At 60.6% G+C, this 15,380-nt stretch carries 16 protein-coding genes; 6 read left to right on the forward strand and 10 right to left on the reverse strand.

Going from position 1 to position 15,380, the window contains the following annotated elements:
• Positions 1-8: 8 nt before the first annotated feature.
• Positions 9-668 carry a S24 family peptidase gene (locus L8H52_RS14130; protein ID WP_242207588.1) on the reverse strand — a complete coding sequence of 220 codons (660 nt, stop codon included), beginning with the start codon at positions 666-668 and terminating at the stop codon, positions 9-11.
• 130 nt (positions 669-798) lie between these two features.
• Between L8H52_RS14130 and L8H52_RS14135 the strand changes: the two genes are divergently transcribed.
• The 3 genes from L8H52_RS14135 (at position 799) to L8H52_RS14145 (ending at position 4,118) form a co-directional block, all read left to right on the forward strand.
• Complete coding sequence (locus tag L8H52_RS14135; RefSeq protein WP_093434137.1) at positions 799-1,137, forward strand: DUF3077 domain-containing protein; 339 nt, start codon at positions 799-801, stop codon at positions 1,135-1,137.
• A 487-nt stretch (positions 1,138-1,624) separates the two neighbouring features.
• The gene (locus L8H52_RS14140) at positions 1,625-2,776 is read left to right on the forward strand and encodes a M14-type cytosolic carboxypeptidase (protein WP_242207587.1); all 1,152 of its coding nucleotides are present in this window, start codon (positions 1,625-1,627) and stop codon (positions 2,774-2,776) included.
• Positions 2,777-2,924: 148 nt separating this feature from the next.
• Positions 2,925-4,118, forward strand: a complete 1,194-nt coding sequence (locus L8H52_RS14145) for an MFS transporter (RefSeq protein WP_242207586.1) — start codon at positions 2,925-2,927, stop codon at positions 4,116-4,118.
• Here the strand turns inward: L8H52_RS14145 and L8H52_RS14150 are convergent.
• Both L8H52_RS14150 and L8H52_RS14155 read right to left on the reverse strand, forming a co-directional pair.
• Positions 4,115-4,660 carry a cytochrome b gene (locus L8H52_RS14150; protein ID WP_242207585.1) on the reverse strand — a complete coding sequence of 182 codons (546 nt, stop codon included), beginning with the start codon at positions 4,658-4,660 and terminating at the stop codon, positions 4,115-4,117. The genes L8H52_RS14145 and L8H52_RS14150 overlap by 4 nt on opposite strands.
• Positions 4,657-5,763 (reverse strand): catalase family peroxidase, encoded by a 1,107-nt coding sequence (locus L8H52_RS14155; protein WP_242207584.1) that lies wholly within the window; start codon positions 5,761-5,763, stop codon positions 4,657-4,659. Before L8H52_RS14155 ends, L8H52_RS14150 begins: the two co-directional genes overlap by 4 nt.
• 157 nt (positions 5,764-5,920) lie before the next feature.
• Here L8H52_RS14155 and L8H52_RS14160 point away from each other — a divergent pair, with 157 nt between their 5' ends.
• Positions 5,921-6,427, forward strand: a complete 507-nt coding sequence (locus tag L8H52_RS14160) for a sigma-70 family RNA polymerase sigma factor (protein ID WP_242207583.1) — start codon at positions 5,921-5,923, stop codon at positions 6,425-6,427.
• On the forward strand, positions 6,424-7,179 hold the full coding sequence (locus L8H52_RS14165; protein WP_242207582.1) for an anti-sigma factor: 756 nt from the start codon (positions 6,424-6,426) through the stop codon (positions 7,177-7,179). The genes L8H52_RS14160 and L8H52_RS14165 overlap by 4 nt, the downstream gene beginning before the upstream one ends.
• A gap of 123 nt (positions 7,180-7,302) precedes the next feature.
• On the opposite strand, the gene L8H52_RS14170 is transcribed toward L8H52_RS14165, so the two are convergent.
• From L8H52_RS14170 to L8H52_RS14200, 7 genes are all read right to left on the reverse strand, one after another.
• The gene (locus L8H52_RS14170) at positions 7,303-8,274 is read right to left on the reverse strand and encodes a spore coat U domain-containing protein (protein ID WP_242207581.1); all 972 of its coding nucleotides are present in this window, start codon (positions 8,272-8,274) and stop codon (positions 7,303-7,305) included.
• On the reverse strand, positions 8,271-10,628 hold the full coding sequence (locus L8H52_RS14175) for a fimbria/pilus outer membrane usher protein (protein WP_242207580.1): 2,358 nt from the start codon (positions 10,626-10,628) through the stop codon (positions 8,271-8,273). The genes L8H52_RS14170 and L8H52_RS14175 overlap by 4 nt, the downstream gene beginning before the upstream one ends.
• Before the next feature lie 79 nt (positions 10,629-10,707).
• Complete coding sequence (locus L8H52_RS14180; protein ID WP_242207655.1) at positions 10,708-11,439, reverse strand: molecular chaperone; 732 nt, start codon at positions 11,437-11,439, stop codon at positions 10,708-10,710.
• 91 nt (positions 11,440-11,530) lie between these two features.
• Positions 11,531-12,031, reverse strand: coding sequence for a spore coat U domain-containing protein (locus L8H52_RS14185; protein ID WP_122607800.1), 501 nt, complete (start codon positions 12,029-12,031; stop codon positions 11,531-11,533).
• Between the two features lie 4 nt (positions 12,032-12,035).
• A complete protein-coding gene (locus tag L8H52_RS14190; protein WP_242207579.1) occupies positions 12,036-12,572 on the reverse strand; it encodes a spore coat U domain-containing protein in 537 nt (178 codons plus the stop codon).
• A gap of 20 nt (positions 12,573-12,592) precedes the next feature.
• Positions 12,593-13,126, reverse strand: a complete 534-nt coding sequence (locus tag L8H52_RS14195) for a spore coat U domain-containing protein (RefSeq protein WP_242207578.1) — start codon at positions 13,124-13,126, stop codon at positions 12,593-12,595.
• Positions 13,127-13,227: 101 nt separating this feature from the next.
• Positions 13,228-13,749 (reverse strand): spore coat U domain-containing protein, encoded by a 522-nt coding sequence (locus tag L8H52_RS14200; protein WP_242207577.1) that lies wholly within the window; start codon positions 13,747-13,749, stop codon positions 13,228-13,230.
• A gap of 286 nt (positions 13,750-14,035) precedes the next feature.
• On the opposite strand from L8H52_RS14200, the gene zapE reads away from it, so the two are divergent.
• Complete coding sequence (zapE, locus tag L8H52_RS14205) at positions 14,036-15,166, forward strand: cell division protein ZapE (protein ID WP_242207576.1); 1,131 nt, start codon at positions 14,036-14,038, stop codon at positions 15,164-15,166.
• The last annotated feature ends 214 nt before the right edge of the window (positions 15,167-15,380 follow it).

The following is a 15,380-nucleotide window of genomic DNA, read 5'->3' on the forward strand; positions in this document are numbered from 1 at the left end:
CGATCTGACTAGTAACGCGCCGTTGCCTGAACCACAACGCCGATGATTCGACACTCATCGGTCAGCAGGGCTTTCGGCCACGTCGGATTGAGCGGCACCAGGTAACGCTGGCCGCCCTGTTCGTCGAGTTTGCGAAAAATCGCTTCAGGGCTGTCGGGCCATTGGGCGATAACCAGTTTGCCGGGCACCGCCTCGGCCGCCGGATCAACCAGAATCAGCATGCCTTCGGCAATGCTCTGGCCACTGGGCGCGGTCATTGAATCTCCCGTCACCGTCAACCAGAACGCCGGGCCACGTGCGTGGTAATCCGTCAGTTCGAAACGCTGCTTGCCTGATGCCTTGGCGTAGGACGTAGCGTCGCTCTCACGCACCTCGCACGTCGTTTGCCAATCGCTGACCGGGTAACGGAAGTAAGGGTTGTACTTCTGCGCCAGCGGCATGTCGTCGTCAGGTGTTATTTGCGGTTCCCGGATCACCAGCACCACTTCGAGAAAATCCATGCCCAGCGCTTGCAGCACGCGGTTCATTTCCGTGATGCCGGGTTCGCGACGCTTGTTCAGCCAATGGCCGATCCCGCCCTGGGACATGCCGACGCGCTCTCCGAGCTCTGTTTGAGTGATTTTGAGTTCACTCATCTTGGCCTTGACCAACTCAATCCATTTATCCATGTGCAGCACCTTACGTGGACGCCTTCGGCCAGCAAAACACATATTGTAGTATTTAAATTCTGGTCACAACTACGAAGAGTACTATTCTGAAAGGACGGATTTTCAATCGACCAAGGAGTGCCTCTTCATCATGAATATCAGCAGCAAAGACTTGCCCGATCTGCAAATGGACACCACCTTCACCTCGCCTCAGGGCAATGCGGCGGCGCAGCGAGCACTGGACTATTACTTGAAACCAGCTGTGTCAGAACCCGAGGTCGACGAACGCTTTTTCGATGTCAGGCGCCATTTGAGCGGCGAAGAAGCCCTGGTGCACGCTTCGGATCTGTTGCGTTGTGCCGCAGCCACGGCCTTCAAGGCAGCGGAAAACCTGCAAGGCGCGAGTCGCGATCTGGCATTTTCAGTGGTGCACATGGTGGATATGGCGCGGGCGATGGTCGACCATTCACTCGATGGCGATGAGGCCTGAGGAACGGGAATGCGGACGGACGGACGGACGGGAAAGAATTTTCCAATCGCGCAGATAAAAACATTTGACTTGCAAATGATAATGATTATTATTGCATGCAGCTGGTCGCGAGATCAGTCGATGGACCAGAGACCTTAGGTCGGTCTTCTGGACTATCTCCTCATCAGGCTAATCACGGTTTTTGACCCGGCTTTTTGCCGGGTTTTTTTTTGCCCGTTTTTCGGGCTTATGGCTTCAGGCTAATGAAGTCTTCAGGTGTTGCAAATTCGATGGCGCGGATAATATCAAAAGAATATCGCTTGGCAAGCCGAGCCCGGCCACATTGGGGCAAACTAATGACAATTAGCACTTGAGAATCAATCGCACAGCCTCTAAGCTGCTTGCGCGTCATGGAGGACGCCCCCCGCCACACCCCGCAATTCCCCTCGGTTTCAGACCTGCCTGCGTGTAAAGTAACGGCCATAAAAATCATATTCAGGAATCGATTATGACCGTGGCCAAATCTTCGTTCGACATCAGCGCCAACTTCGACAGCGGCAACATCCAAGTCATCGACATCAGCAATCCGCTCAATCCGGTTCTGGCCATTCGCCCGGATACCCGCAGCGCCCATTTTCAGTGGTTCCACTTCAAGGCCAGCGGGCTGCATGTTCATCAGGAACACTGGTTCCGCCTGGTCAACGCCAGCCAGTCCTCCTATAACAAAGCCTGGACCGGCTATCAGGCAGTCGCTTCCTACGACCACGTCAACTGGTTCCGTATTCCGACCAGTTTTGAAGGTGACAGCCTGCGCTTTTGCCTCGAAGCCGAGCAAACCCACGCCTGGTTTGCCTATTTCGAACCCTACAGTCGTGGCCGTCACGACTGGCTGATCGATCAGGCGTTGAGCAAGGCTGGCACCGAACTGCTGGCCACCGGCAAGAGCGTCGAAGGTCGCGATATTCAACTGCTGCGCAAAGGCACCGGCGCCGAGGGCCAGCGCAAAGTCTGGATCATTGCTCAACAGCATCCGGGCGAGCACATGGCTGAATGGTTCATGGAAGGCGTGATCGAACGTCTGGAAAGACACGACGATCCCGTGCTGAACAAACTGCTGGCCAGCGCTGACTTGTACCTGGTGCCGAACATGAACCCGGACGGTGCCTTCCACGGTCACCTGCGCACCAATGCGATGGGCCAGGACTTGAACCGCGCCTGGCAGAACGCCAGTCAGGAAGTCAGCCCCGAGGTACTTTTCGTACAGCAGCAAATGGAACAGTATGGCGTCGATCTGTTCCTCGACGTACATGGCGACGAAGAAATACCCCACGTATTCACCGCCGGTTGCGAAGGCAACCCGGGCTTCACGCCGCGAATCGAGAAGCTCGAAGAACATTTCCGCAGCCACCTGAAACACACCACCAAAGACTTCCAGACCCAGTACGGCTACACCCGCGACGAACCGGGCCAAGCCAACATGACGCTGGCGTGCAACAGCGTCGGGCAAAAATACGACTGCCTGTCGTTGACCCTGGAAATGCCATTCAAGGATCACGACGACCATCCCGACAAAGTCACCGGCTGGTCGGGCAAACGCTCGAAGCTATTGGGCAAAGACGTACTGACGACCATTGCCGACATGGTTGATACCTTGCGCTGATCCCCTCCTCCGTCCCGCAAAAGATCGCAGCTTGTCTGCGATCTTTTGCTTTGTGCGATTTGTACGCTTGCGCAAACAGGTTGCAAAATAAAACCCTAATCAATACCGTGACCAAGGTTTTATTTTGAAACCTAAAAGGATGCGGGATATGAAACCTCTCAAAAGCAGCGTCGTTTTGCTTTTCTCCGTGGCATGCGGTCTGGCCGTGGGCAACGTGTATTACGCCCAGCCATTGCTGGACGCGATGGCCGTGGCGTTTGCGATGTCGCCGGCGACCATCGGCATCGTCATCACCCTGACGCAAATCGGCTACGGCATCGGTCTGGTATTACTGGTGCCACTCGGGGATCTGCTCAACCGGCGCAAATTGATCGTCACCCAGACACTGCTGTCGGCAGTGGCGTTGTTGATGATCGCGCTGGCGCCCAGCAGTGTCTGGCTGCTGCTCGGCATGACATTGACCGGGCTGCTCGCCGTCGTGACGCAGGTGTTGGTAGCCTACGCCGCGACGCTGGCGATCCCGGCACAACGCGGACGCGTAGTCGGTGTGGTGACCAGCGGCATCGTGGTAGGAATTCTGCTGGCACGCACGGTCGCGGGCGGCATGGCCGATCTGGCCGGATGGCGTGCAATCTACTTTCTGTCAGCCGCGCTGACCCTGTTGATGGCGTTGCTGTTGTTTCGCGTTCTGCCCAAGCACGAATCCCCGCAACCGGCGACGGGCTACATCGCACTGATCGCTTCGGTTTTCAGCCTGTTCAAAGAAGAACCGGTGCTGCGCCAACGCGCGATCCTCGCCCTGCTGACCTTCGCCAGCGCGATGGTGCTGTGGACGCCGATGGTGCTGCCGCTGGCCGCCCCGCCGCTGTCCCTATCGCACAGTGAAATCGGTCTGTTCGGATTGGCCGGCGCAGCGGGTGCGCTGGCTGCCGCACGCGCTGGTCATCTGGCTGATCGCGGCCTCGGCCAATGGGTCAGTGGTCTTTCGCTGTTGCTGATGCTCGCTTCATGGCTGCCAATCGCCCTCACCCAATCGTCATTGTGGGCATTACTGCTTGGTGTGATCACTCTGGATCTGGGTCTGCAAGCCGTACACGTCACCAGCCAGAGCATGATTTACAGCGTGCGTCCGGCAGCGCAAAGCCGCCTCACCGCCGGTTACATGCTGTTCTACTCGATCGGCAGCGCGCTGGGCTCAATCAGTTCGACCGCCATGTATGCGTGGGCCGGCTGGATCGGCGTGTGCCTGCTCGGCGCCGCCATCAACGCCGTGGCGCTCGCGTACTGGTGGCTGACCCTGAAAAGCGGCGCACCGGCACGATGCGCCACTCAAACGGGTTAACTGCGATCGCGACCACGCAACATGCTGTCGAGCACCTCGTCACGGCGGATCCAGCCATGAAACAGCGCCGCTGCCAGGTGCAACAGCACCGTCAGGAACAGCAGATAGGCCAGATAGCCATGCGCCTTGCGCAGCAGCGCAAACAGCTGCGCGTCCGCCGGAACAATCGATGGCAACTGCAACGTTGTGCTGAGCATGACCGGCTCACCCGAAGCGCTGATCATCGCCCAGCCGAGCAATGGCAACACCAGCATCAACGCGTACAGGAGCAGATGCGAAGCCTTGGCTGCCAGCGCCTGCCAGTCCGGAAGATCCGCAGGCAACGGTGGCTGGCGCGTGGTGAGCCGCACCAGCAAACGCACAATCACCAGCGCCAGTATCGCGATGCCCAGCGGCTTGTGCAGATGGATCAGCCATTCATGCCGCTCGGAAACCGAGGTGACCATACCTGCGCCGATAAACAGCATGGCGATGATCATCAGTGCCATCAGCCAATGCAGCAGCCGCGCCACCAGGGCGAAATGCGTCGGTTGAGTTCTCATGGACGAGCCTCCTGTTTGCCGGCGGGCAACTGGCTGACTTCGCTGGTGCGACGCAGGTAGGAATTGGCGTAACCGGCGGAACGGGCCGCGAGCAACGGGTCGTCGGAGCCCTGAATCCCGGCCGGCAGCACCAGCGGGTCGTAGTTGATATCACGGCATTCGCCGCTCAGTTGCGGCTGGGTTTTCTCCAGCACCAACGTGCCAGCGTTCAACACTTTGCGCCCCTCAGGCCAGGTCTTGCTGGCGTCATTTACCGGGTCTTCAGGATTGGCCAGGGTGATGTTCAACTGAAAGCGCAGCGATCCTGCGGCCAAACGTTGCACCAGATCCTTCTCGAGAAAGTCGCCGCCCTCAGGCGCAGTGGCGCCCGCCGCATCCCGCGCCAACGGCGTCATGCTCCAGCGCACGGCCTGCTTTTTACCGCTGGCGTCGACCAGATAAAACGCATTGACGCTGTTGTAGGTTTCAGTGGCATAACTGGCCGACGGCTTGGCGGTTTTCACCCAGGTCAGGAACGGCACGGTTTCCGGGTGCGAGGCGAAGAACGCCGGGACCTTCGCCGGGTCAGGTTTACCAGTGGCTGGATCCGGCGACTGTGCCTGCTGCAATTGATAAAACGCCTCAGGCGTGCCGACCGGGAACACCGGCATGCTGTTCATCCCGGTGCGCCACTGCTGCCCATTGGCCTGAGTGAAACGCAGCGCCAGACTGCGGATCGGCACGCTGCTGTCCGGTGCATACGGATTGCCCGCCGGCAGCGCGAATCGCCCGACCACCGGGGTCTGCGGCTCGTTGAACACCTGCGCAGTGGAAAACACCCGCGCCTCGCCACTGCTTTCGAAATGGCCGATCACGCAGACGCCTTTGGCATGGTTACGACGGAAGCCAGGGTGGACGCCGTTGTTCTTTTCCAGCACATCCACCAGCGCTTTTGGCGTCAGGCGTTGTGGGTCAAAGTTGCCGTGCACGTAGGCAAACGCCCCGGCCACGGCAGCGACTACCACAGCAATGCCGCCCAGACGCAGCACCAGGCTCGCTGCACTCAGAGGTGGACGCTTTGGCCCGCCGGGCGGCGCAGTATCGGGTGATGAACGATCAACCATGAAAAACTCCAGGGCCATCGGCCACGAGTAGGAAGAATCAGCAAGACGCACCTCGCGCGGATTTATTCCCCGCCTCGGTATTTATTTTTCCGAACGTGGAATAACCTCCAACGACGGACGTCTCCCTAGTCCACAGCGTAGTGACTAGCAGAATTTCATGAGCGAATTCGACGAACAGTTGAGAGAAATCATTCCCAGATTGCGCCGCTTTGCCGTGTCTCTGACGCGCAACAGCAGCAGCGCTGACGATCTGGTACAGGCCAGCCTGGAGCGGGCGCTGTCGAGTTGGGGCGACAAACGCGCCGACGGCGACTTGCGCGCCTGGCTGTTTGCGATTCTGTATCGGCAGTTTCTCGACGCCCATCGCCGCTCGCGACGCTACGCACGGATGCTCGAATTCTTCACTGGTCGCGACGATGCAGAACCCTCGGTGGAGCGCACCGTGATCGCCCAATCGACCCTGCAAGCCTTCGACCGCTTGCCCAGCGAACAGCGCGCCCTGCTGCTGATGGTCTCGGTGGAAGGTCTTTCCTATAAAGAGGTCGCCGAGATTCTCGACGCCCCGATCGGCACCGTGATGTCGCGCCTGTCCCGTGCCCGCCAGGCCTTGCGCCAATTGAGCGACGGTGAAATCAGCAGCCCTTCTTTGCGGATACTCAAATGATCAGCCTGCCTCCCAATGAGCGTGACTTGCACGCCTATGTCGACCACCAGCTCAGCGACGCCGACCGGCGTATGCTGGAGACCTGGCTGGCCAGTCACCCGGATGAAGCGGCGCAGGTTCGCGCCTGGCAACAGGATGCCCAGCAATTGCGCGCGGCACTCAGCGGTGCATTACAGCAGCCGGCCAATCCAGCGCTTGATCCGGGCATGATCCGCCAGCGCCGACAACGTCAGTCACGTCGTCATCTGGCCAGCGCGGCGGTATTGCTGATCGCGGTGAGCATCGGTGGCTTCAGTGGCTGGCAGGCTCGCGAAATGACCCTCGTGCGCCCGTCCATGTTGCCGATGACCGACGCTTTGCAGGCCTATCGCTTGATCGCCCAGCAAGGGATGCTGCCGGCCGATTACAAGGTCGACAATGACGGCGACATGCAACGCTGGCTTGACCGTTATTTCACCCAGGCCAGTCGCTTGCCTGACCTTAAGGCCGCTGGGTTTGCACCGGTCAGCGGGCGCCTGCTCAGCACCGATGAAGGCCCGGCGGCAATGGTCATGTATGAGGATGGCAGCGGGCACAAAGTGAGTTTCTATGTGCGACCGCCGGGGCCAAAGAACACGTTTTTGCCGCGCGGCACGCGGAGTGACGGGGACTTGCAGGCCGAATACTGGTCGGGTGGCGGCTACAACTACGCGATGGTCAGCCCGGTTGATACGCCAGCAGCGCAACAGCTAAAGCAATCGCTGCAATTCTGAAAACACCACCTCCTCCCTGTGGGAGCGAGCCTACTCGCGAAGGCGCCGGATCAGTCGCATCGTTGCTGAATGACACACCGCATTCGCGAGCAGGCTCGCTCCCACAGGGGATCAGCGTCAGGCTCAGAAACCTACGTCGAGCACGACATTGTCCAGATAAGTGCCCGCCGGCGGCGTGGTCTGGTCGGTGTAGATCTTCGCGTTGTAGTTGAAAATCTGGCTGCCGGTGCCCAAGCCATTCCCCGGATTGACCTCGGCATCGGTACTCGCCCGCCGCGCCGCGCCGACGCTGCCCCAACGCGTGGTGCCGGCACTTTTGAAAATGTCGTAGGCCAGATAATTGCTCCCGGAAATCATCCGGCGCCGGCCGCCGACACTCACCGCGTTCTGCCCGTCGCTCAACCCCACGGTGTAAGCACTGCCTTTGGTGCAGGCCAGATTGATGGTCTGCCCGGTCACCGGCGTAAACGCGCTGACCACCGGCGCGCTGCCGAAGGCAATGTTCGGTGCAGTAATCGTGCAGTCGTTGGACACGGTCAGATTCACCGTCAGCGAGGTCGTGCCGTTGGCAATATCGCGCCCGAGGCAAATGGCGCCAATGCCGATTCCCGAGCAGTAGTTCCAGTTCCAGAAAATGCTCAGGGTCTCGGTATAGACCCCGGCGGCGACGTTGCTGCCGATGGTGGTACCGAGATAGAGCGGCACGGTTTTCGGCGTCGTACCGTTGAGCAGGCCCAGAGCATCGATGATGCCGTTGCGCGCAAAGTCATAGGCCGTGCCGCGCGTCAGCGGGTAGCTGGTGCTGTTGTTGGCGTAGATCGTGTAGCTGATGACATCGCCGGTCGGCCCGACCAGCCCGCCTTGCGTCGAAGACACAGTGCCCCAGAAGTGGTCGTTACTGGTCAGCAGCGACAGCAGCGAACCGGTGCAGCTCAAACCCGCGTTAAGCGTGGAACTGGGTTGCGACGTCGTGCGCACGGCAATCGAACTGAGCATGCCGAACGCCGCCGGCGTGGTGCTGACCACCGAGCACGCGGCCTGCACTGTCCCCGGCAACACCAGCGCCAGCGCCAATAGCCATCGCCTGAAGATCATTGACACACCAACGGCCCAAGCATCGGCACCTGATCCTGATTCATATCGACGCTGAACTGCGCCCGACAGGTCTTGCCATCGGCCAGCGTGACCAACAGCGAGTTCTGTGCCTGCAGGTTTTCCAGATAGACCAGCCCGTCCCAGCCAACCACCGTCCGCGCGCCACTTTGCTCGTGCAGCACGCCCGCGCCCAGCGGCAACTCGCGTTGCTGCGCATCGACCAGCACGATGCTCGCGGCAATCACCCGGCTCAGCGGAAACTCCAGCAGATAACCGCTGCCTCGGCGCACGGCAATGCGCTGTTCGACGTTGGGGCTACGCACGTTGGCCGGCAGATTCAGTGGATCAATTTCATACTTGCCGCGGTAATAGGCGCTGCTCCACGGCACCAGCAGATGACCATTCTTGTCGGTCTGGCCGACCTGCTGGTTTTCGTAGCGCACCGGAATGTCGGCGAAGCCATCGGTGCTGACCACCACAAACGCGTCGTCGATACGGTTGGCAGCAAACACCTGACGATCCATCCACACCAGCGAACCACTGGCGTCGGCCCAACGGGTTTCAGCGTCGGAAGTGCCATAGACACCGGCCTGCAACTGCACCGATTGCAGGCGCCAGGTCACGTCGGCCTGACGATAATCAGCGCCATCACCCTTGGCGTAACCCAGATTGAAACCTACGCCGCCCTCAGTCGGCACCGCGCGACTGTAGTTGACCCGCTGCTGGCTCTGCCCGGTTTTGCTGCGTTCGGTGCTGATCGCCAGACTGCCGCGCAAGTCGAACGGAATCACCAGTTGCGCCTGCACGGCCCAGCTGCTGTCGCCGATCTCGCGGTTGGCCGAGAGGTAGAAACTGCTGTTGCGCCACAGCGGTTTGCTCCAGCTCAGGTTGAGCAGACGCGTGCGCGAATCGTCCGCCGCGCGTACATCGAAATAGCCCGCACCAAGGCTACCCCAGCGATCGAGATTGAGGCTCAGGGTCGCCTGTTCGCTGCGCCGGCTCAGGCTGATGTAGGGGCTGTCGACCACGCTCAGGTCGGCGTATTGATCGTGGCGTTGCAAGCGTTGGTAGGAAAAGCTGAAACGCTGGTTACTGTACTGATAACCCAAGCTGACCTGATGACCGCCCTCGCCGTCGAAACGGCTTTGGCTCAACGCACTGTTGAGCACGCCAAAATTGCCCAGTTGCAGGTTGCCACCGAGCCCGCCCAGTGTCAGCGAATCGGCCGCTTCGGCATGGCTTTCCAGAGTAAAACTGTCGCTGACGCCATAACGCAAGCTGCCGGAGGTGACACCCGGCCCATAGTTGAAATCCTTCAAACCGTAGTCGCGGCGCAACGTACCGGCAGCCACGGAAAAATCGCTCAAGCCTTTTTGCAGCAAGGTGCTGGTGACATAGAACGGCACCGTGGTCGACACCTGCCGACCGAGTGCATCGGTGGTCACGACGACGGCTTCGCCAGCACCGTTGATAAACGGAATATTGGTCAGCGTGTAAGGCCCGGGTTGCAAGTCTGCGCTACTGGACTTGTAGCCATTGATGAACAGATCCACTGAGGACGGCACCGCCGCTTCACCGGCAAATTGCGGCAACGGATAGGTCACCAGATCCGGGCGTACGGCAAAATCCCGAGAGAACTGCACGCCGCCCAGACGCACCGAACTGCTCCACGGCAACGCACCGCTGATCACGTCACCGGCCTCGTAGGTGAGCATCCGCTCGTCATCGGAGTAACGCCAGGTGGTGTCGTAACGCAGGTAGCCATTGTCCAGCGTATTGAGTGAATCACCGGACAAGGTGCGCCGGTATTGCCCGGTGTTGGACAGCGTGCCCCAACTGTCGAACAAGCGCACTTCGTTCCACGCCGCCAGATAAGTGCCGGCATCGTCGGTGTCGTTGAGGTACAGGTCATAGTTGAACAGCGCGCCGAAACTGCTCAGCGCCGGAGTGCGCGGATAAGCCTGGCGGTTACCGATAAACTGTTCCGGCAGCCAGTCCGGCGGCACGTCCAGCAGCAGGCGCTGACCGACACTGTCATAGTCGCTGTGCAGTCCCGGCAGGCTGTCGAGATCGACCTCGGCAGCGAGATTATCCGGCAGCTTCATGCCGGTTTCGCGCAACGCCGTCGCCGGTACAAACAAGCGTCCGTCGCGCTGCTGCACTGCCACGACGCGTCCGGTATTCATCTGGTTGACCACCAGTTCCAGAAACAACTGTGCATCACTCACGGCCTCCATGCCGCTGGGTGGCGGCGGCAGATCGCCGGCCCCGGATGGTTGCACGAACATCAGGCAACACGCGCCGGTGATGAACCACAACGGACGCTGAATACGGCGAGCCAATCCCGGGCTCATACGCGTTTTACGTCCGTCAATGGACTGAATCCTCCTGATACCGCTTTCGTCGACGCCAGTCGTTGGCGCGACGACTCACTCACTTGGCCGGCGTAATGCTCTGCACCTGGGCCGCACCATTGACCCGCACCTGCAACGCCGACTCACTGGCCACCGGTCCCGGTGCCGGCCAACGCATCACCGCACCCGGCAGCACGTAACCCAACAGCCCCTCGGCCAACGGTTTGCTCTGCCCGGCCTGTTTGATTGTCACGTCGGTCAGCCGCGCATGCACCGCGCCCTGATTGCGCACTTCGACATAAGGCTTGCCATCCACCGCCACCGTGCGCCAGCTCAACTGCGGCAGGCCAATCCCCTTGGGGTCACGCGCCCGGGTGCTGTCCTCTTTGCTCCACAGTCCGACGCCATAGGCAAACAGCGGCACCGAGTAACGCATCTGGAAGCGGATCGCTGCAGCGGTTTTGCCACCGTCAGCGCTCGCCGATTGTGCGGCAGGAATTTCATCGATAATGATGCGGTAGGCCATTTCCTGCCCCGGCGGCACCTCTTTGGTCCGGGTCAGACGCACCAATTGTTTCTGCCCCGGTTCGATCTTCGCCACTGGCGGGCTGCCGATCACTTCGCGCTGGTTCTGATATTGCTCCGTGAACCCGCTCTGGCTCCAGCCGAATACGCGGATCTGCAGATTGGCAGTTTCGTTGCCACGGTTTTCCAGCCACAACGCACTGGCATGCTGATCGGCCTCCAGCACCGGATCAATCGGCCAGATCAGCACTGAACTTGCAGCGTGCACAGAATTCATCCCCAGCATGAGCAATGCCGCTATCGCGCAATACTCAAGCGAACGCCCTGACGTATAACACCGCATAAACCTGCTCCTTGTCGGCAATCCTGACTTCGCCTCACCACGACAGTTGCACCTGCAACACATCGCTGTACGTCCCCCCAGGCTGATTGCCCGGCAATTGCACCTGACCGTAAATCGGCAGGCTGATGTTGTTCGCATCGCTGTAGGCCACCGCCACACTCTGGCCAATGCCCAGGCTCTGGCTGTACGCCGCATCGCGAAACAGCGCATACGCCACCCGCGCACTGCCGCTGTTGACCTGCATGTGCCGGCCGCTGTTGTTGTACTGGCCGCCATCGACACTCATGTTCAAGGTCACGCCCGGCGTACATTGCAACTGCACGCCCCCCGTCAACGCGACCTGCACGGTGCCGGTGGCCAGTGCCGAACGCGAACCGAAATTCAGCCCGCCATAGTTCGACACCCCGCCCACCACCAGACACCCGGCAGTGACTGTAGCGCTGACCTGAAAGCTCTGGCTCGTCGCCGCCGTCAGCGGCAGCGGCGCACTGCCCGCACAGAGCAGGAGCAGCGCGGCGCAGCCATGGCGGCGCATGGCATCAGAACGTCAGTTCAACAGCGACGGTGTCGGTGTAGGTCCCCGCCGGCAATCCGGCCTTGCCCACCGCCTGACCGTAAATGTTCACCGTCTGCGCGACACCGGTACTGGCGGCAAGGTTGATCGTCCCGTCGATCGCCAGCAGTTGCGAGTGCCCGGCATCGGTGTACAAGTCGTACGGCACGTAATTGGCGACCCCGTCGTACAACGCTCGCGTGCCGCCCGGCGACATGCCGTCGTGGGAACCGGCGCGCACCTTGACCGTCGGCGTGGTGCCATTGGAACAGAGAATCGACAGCGCCCCGCCACCGCCGCCCAACACTTGTCCGGTGGCCGTGGTGAACAGGCTGTTGGCGGTACCGAAGTTCAACGCACCGAAGTTCAGACCGGTGGAACCGCCAGCGCCGTTGACCTGACAGCTGCTGATCAGAATCAGGCTGGAGGTGATCTGGCCGGTGACCGTGGTGGCGGCATTGGCACTGGAAACCAGCGCCAGGCCGAGCAGCGACAAACCTATCCTTGATGCAAACATACGCATGGTGTCCGTCCTCTACGGGGTTACCAGTCGAGCGTCACCGTCAGGGTGTCGGTATAGACCCCTGCCGGCACCGCGCGGGTATTCGCCACCACCGAGCCAAATACCGGAATGGGTATCTGTGCACCGCTGGTGACAGCGAAATTGTGTTGCTGGCCGATGCTGTAGCTCCGGGCGCCGGAGGGATCGACGAACAGCTGATAGGGAATGGTCTGGCGGCCGTTGCTCAGACGCCGGGTATTGCCGTCGCCGTGGGTGCCGCCATCAATGGTGACGGTGAAACCGGTGACCGAAGGGTTGCAGGCAACATTGAGTTTGCCGCTGCTGTCACCGTCGAGACTGGCCTTGATCGGCGCGTTCCAGGTCGGCCCCTGCTGACCGAAATCGAGTGTACCGAGGTCACTGACCGGGCTCGCTGGATTGCTGGTGTTGGTGACTTCGCAGCCGGCAATCAGGATCAGCCGCGCATTGATCTGCCCGCTCATCGCCGCTTGGGCGTCGTCGGCGAGCAGTACCAGCGCTCCTGCTGCGATCACCATCCAGTGCTTGCCTGTCATTGCGTCCGTCCCTGCTCCTTTTTGGTGATTCAACCACCGCGCTCAAAATCGAACGCCTTCCATGCACACCCACGTCCACCGGGTGCCTGTTGAAACCGTGATCACCAGGTGACCGTGACCTTGACCAGATCCGAATAACGGCTGACCTGTGGTACTTCGGCCAGCCGCTCGATCCGCGCGTACAACGGTAATTCCACGGTGCCGCTGTCCGGCACCCGCCCGCTGACCGGCACATCCACCACCAGCGGCACCCGTCGCGCTGCGTCCTGATACAAGCGGTACGGAATCGGCTTGCTGCCCATCGAACCGGCCATGTAGCGGACTTCCCCGACACCGCCATGCAAACCGCCGTCGACGCGCATCTGGTATGGCGTGTCCGGATTGCACTCCAGCCGTGGCAGGCGCTGATTGGTCAACGCCGCGCCCAGTGGACCGGCCGGGTCGTCAAGGCGCGCGGTGCTGCCGAAGTCGAGCACACCCAGTTGCTCGATGCCGGCCTCACGCTGCTGGCCGATCAATTGGCAGCCACGCTGCACATCGACGCGCACTTCGACCTGAAGATCCGCCGCATTGACGGGCGCAACGAGCACACCGAGCAGGCCCATGACCACATGTACATTCACTGCACCGTTCCTTGTCAGCGATCGCTTGCGACGTCGTTTCTGTGATTGAGGTTAGCAACGGTCGACGATTCCGCCAGTCGATTGGATCCATGGATCGCCCGGGATATGTTTCGAAAGGTTGGCAACTGGTTGGGCCATGTCGCTAAAAATAGCTGTACGTGCCGCATAAGTTTGTTCAATAACCGCCCACTCTCGAGTCATCGCGGTGGCTGGCAAAGTCGGCGTCTGGTTACACTATGTCGCCGCGCTTCCGGGAGCCGGTTCTACGAACACGGAGACGCCCACAGTGCCAGCCCAACCGCCGAAACGATCGCGACTGACCCAGCGCTGGCCGGCGTTGCGCCGCTGGTTGGGCAAGGGTTTGCCGGCCAGCGCCGGGCATGACGCCAGTGCCCAGTCGATCCGCGACTACTTCCGGCACAAGGCCAGCGGTCAGGGTTACACCCTCAGCCTCAGCCAGCAGCGCGTCATCGAGTGCATGGCGCAGCAGGCCAGCCTGTTGTTTGGCGCCAGCGGCCGAACCGCGCCGAGCCTGTATCTGTTCGGCGCCGTTGGACGCGGCAAGAGCTGGTTGCTCGATGGTTTCTTTCATGCCCTGCCGATCACCCAGAAACGGCGCCTGCATTTCCATCAGTTTTTTGCGCAATTGCATCAAGGCATGTTCAGCCATCGCGCGCAGGACGATGCCCTCGAAGCGACCCTCGACGAACTTCTGCAGGATTGTCGGGTGCTGTGTTTTGACGAGTTTCATGTGCATGACATCGGCGATGCCATGCTCATCACCCGGCTGTTCAAGGCATTGTTCAAACGACGGATTCTGCTGCTGGTGACCTCCAACTATGCGCCGGAGGGCCTGCTGCCCAATCCGCTCTATCACGCCCGTTTCAAACCGGTGATCGAGCTGATCAATACGCACATGCAGGTAATGGAGGTCGGCGGCCCGCACGATTACCGCAGTCACACACGCCACTCTGCGCAGCAGATTTTCACCCAAGGACATTATGTGTGGCCGGCCACGCCCGCACAGCGCGCCGCGCTGGAGCTGCCGCCCGCGGACGCGCCAGCCATCCAGTTAGCGGTCGGCACCCGACAGTTTCAGGCGCGCTTGTGTGAGGAACGGCGTGTCGGTTTTACCTTCAGCGATCTGTGCGAACAGCCGACGGCGGTCATGGATTATCTGGAACTGTGTCGACGTTTCGACCGCTGGATCATTGATGGTCTGCCGGAACTGGGAGAGTGCTCGATCGCCGCGCAACAGCGCTTCATCAACCTGATCGACGTGTTGTACGACCAGGACAAGCATCTGACGTTGCTCGGTCGCCTGCCCTTACGCGAAAGCCTCGACGGCCATGTCATTGACCTGGCGCGCACGCGCAGTCGGTTGGGGCAGTTGCAGCAAGTGCACAACAACGACTGAGCACGCCGACCCTGTGGGAGCGAGCCTGTTCGCGAAAGCGGTTGAACAATCACCATGAATGTCGACTGACCCGACGCCTTCGTCGGAACGCCGCCCGGAACAAGCTCGCTCCCACAGGGTTTTGTGGCGTTTTCAACATGCAACTCAGGCCCAGAACCTGCTTTGCCGTTATCATGTCGCCCATCCTCAGCGCCCCAGCGTCGCTCCACTGATC

This window comes from Pseudomonas sp. CROZ-RG-20F-R04-15 (assembly GCF_022662375.1).
GTDB lineage: Bacteria > Pseudomonadota > Gammaproteobacteria > Pseudomonadales > Pseudomonadaceae > Aquipseudomonas.

Coding starts and splice junctions, on each gene's coding strand:
- L8H52_RS14130 (WP_242207588.1), bottom strand. CDS start 668: ATGGATAAATGGATTGAGTTGGTCAAGGCCAAGATGAGTGAACTCAAA.
- L8H52_RS14135 (WP_093434137.1), top strand. CDS start 799: ATGAATATCAGCAGCAAAGACTTGCCCGATCTGCAAATGGACACCACC.
- L8H52_RS14140 (WP_242207587.1), top strand. CDS start 1,625: ATGACCGTGGCCAAATCTTCGTTCGACATCAGCGCCAACTTCGACAGC.
- L8H52_RS14145 (WP_242207586.1), top strand. CDS start 2,925: ATGAAACCTCTCAAAAGCAGCGTCGTTTTGCTTTTCTCCGTGGCATGC.
- L8H52_RS14150 (WP_242207585.1), bottom strand. CDS start 4,660: ATGAGAACTCAACCGACGCATTTCGCCCTGGTGGCGCGGCTGCTGCAT.
- L8H52_RS14155 (WP_242207584.1), bottom strand. CDS start 5,763: ATGGTTGATCGTTCATCACCCGATACTGCGCCGCCCGGCGGGCCAAAG.
- L8H52_RS14160 (WP_242207583.1), top strand. CDS start 5,921: ATGAGCGAATTCGACGAACAGTTGAGAGAAATCATTCCCAGATTGCGC.
- L8H52_RS14165 (WP_242207582.1), top strand. CDS start 6,424: ATGATCAGCCTGCCTCCCAATGAGCGTGACTTGCACGCCTATGTCGAC.
- L8H52_RS14170 (WP_242207581.1), bottom strand. CDS start 8,274: ATGATCTTCAGGCGATGGCTATTGGCGCTGGCGCTGGTGTTGCCGGGG.
- L8H52_RS14175 (WP_242207580.1), bottom strand. CDS start 10,628: ATGAGCCCGGGATTGGCTCGCCGTATTCAGCGTCCGTTGTGGTTCATC.
- L8H52_RS14180 (WP_242207655.1), bottom strand. CDS start 11,439: ATGCTGGGGATGAATTCTGTGCACGCTGCAAGTTCAGTGCTGATCTGG.
- L8H52_RS14185 (WP_122607800.1), bottom strand. CDS start 12,031: ATGCGCCGCCATGGCTGCGCCGCGCTGCTCCTGCTCTGTGCGGGCAGT.
- L8H52_RS14190 (WP_242207579.1), bottom strand. CDS start 12,572: ATGCGTATGTTTGCATCAAGGATAGGTTTGTCGCTGCTCGGCCTGGCG.
- L8H52_RS14195 (WP_242207578.1), bottom strand. CDS start 13,126: ATGACAGGCAAGCACTGGATGGTGATCGCAGCAGGAGCGCTGGTACTG.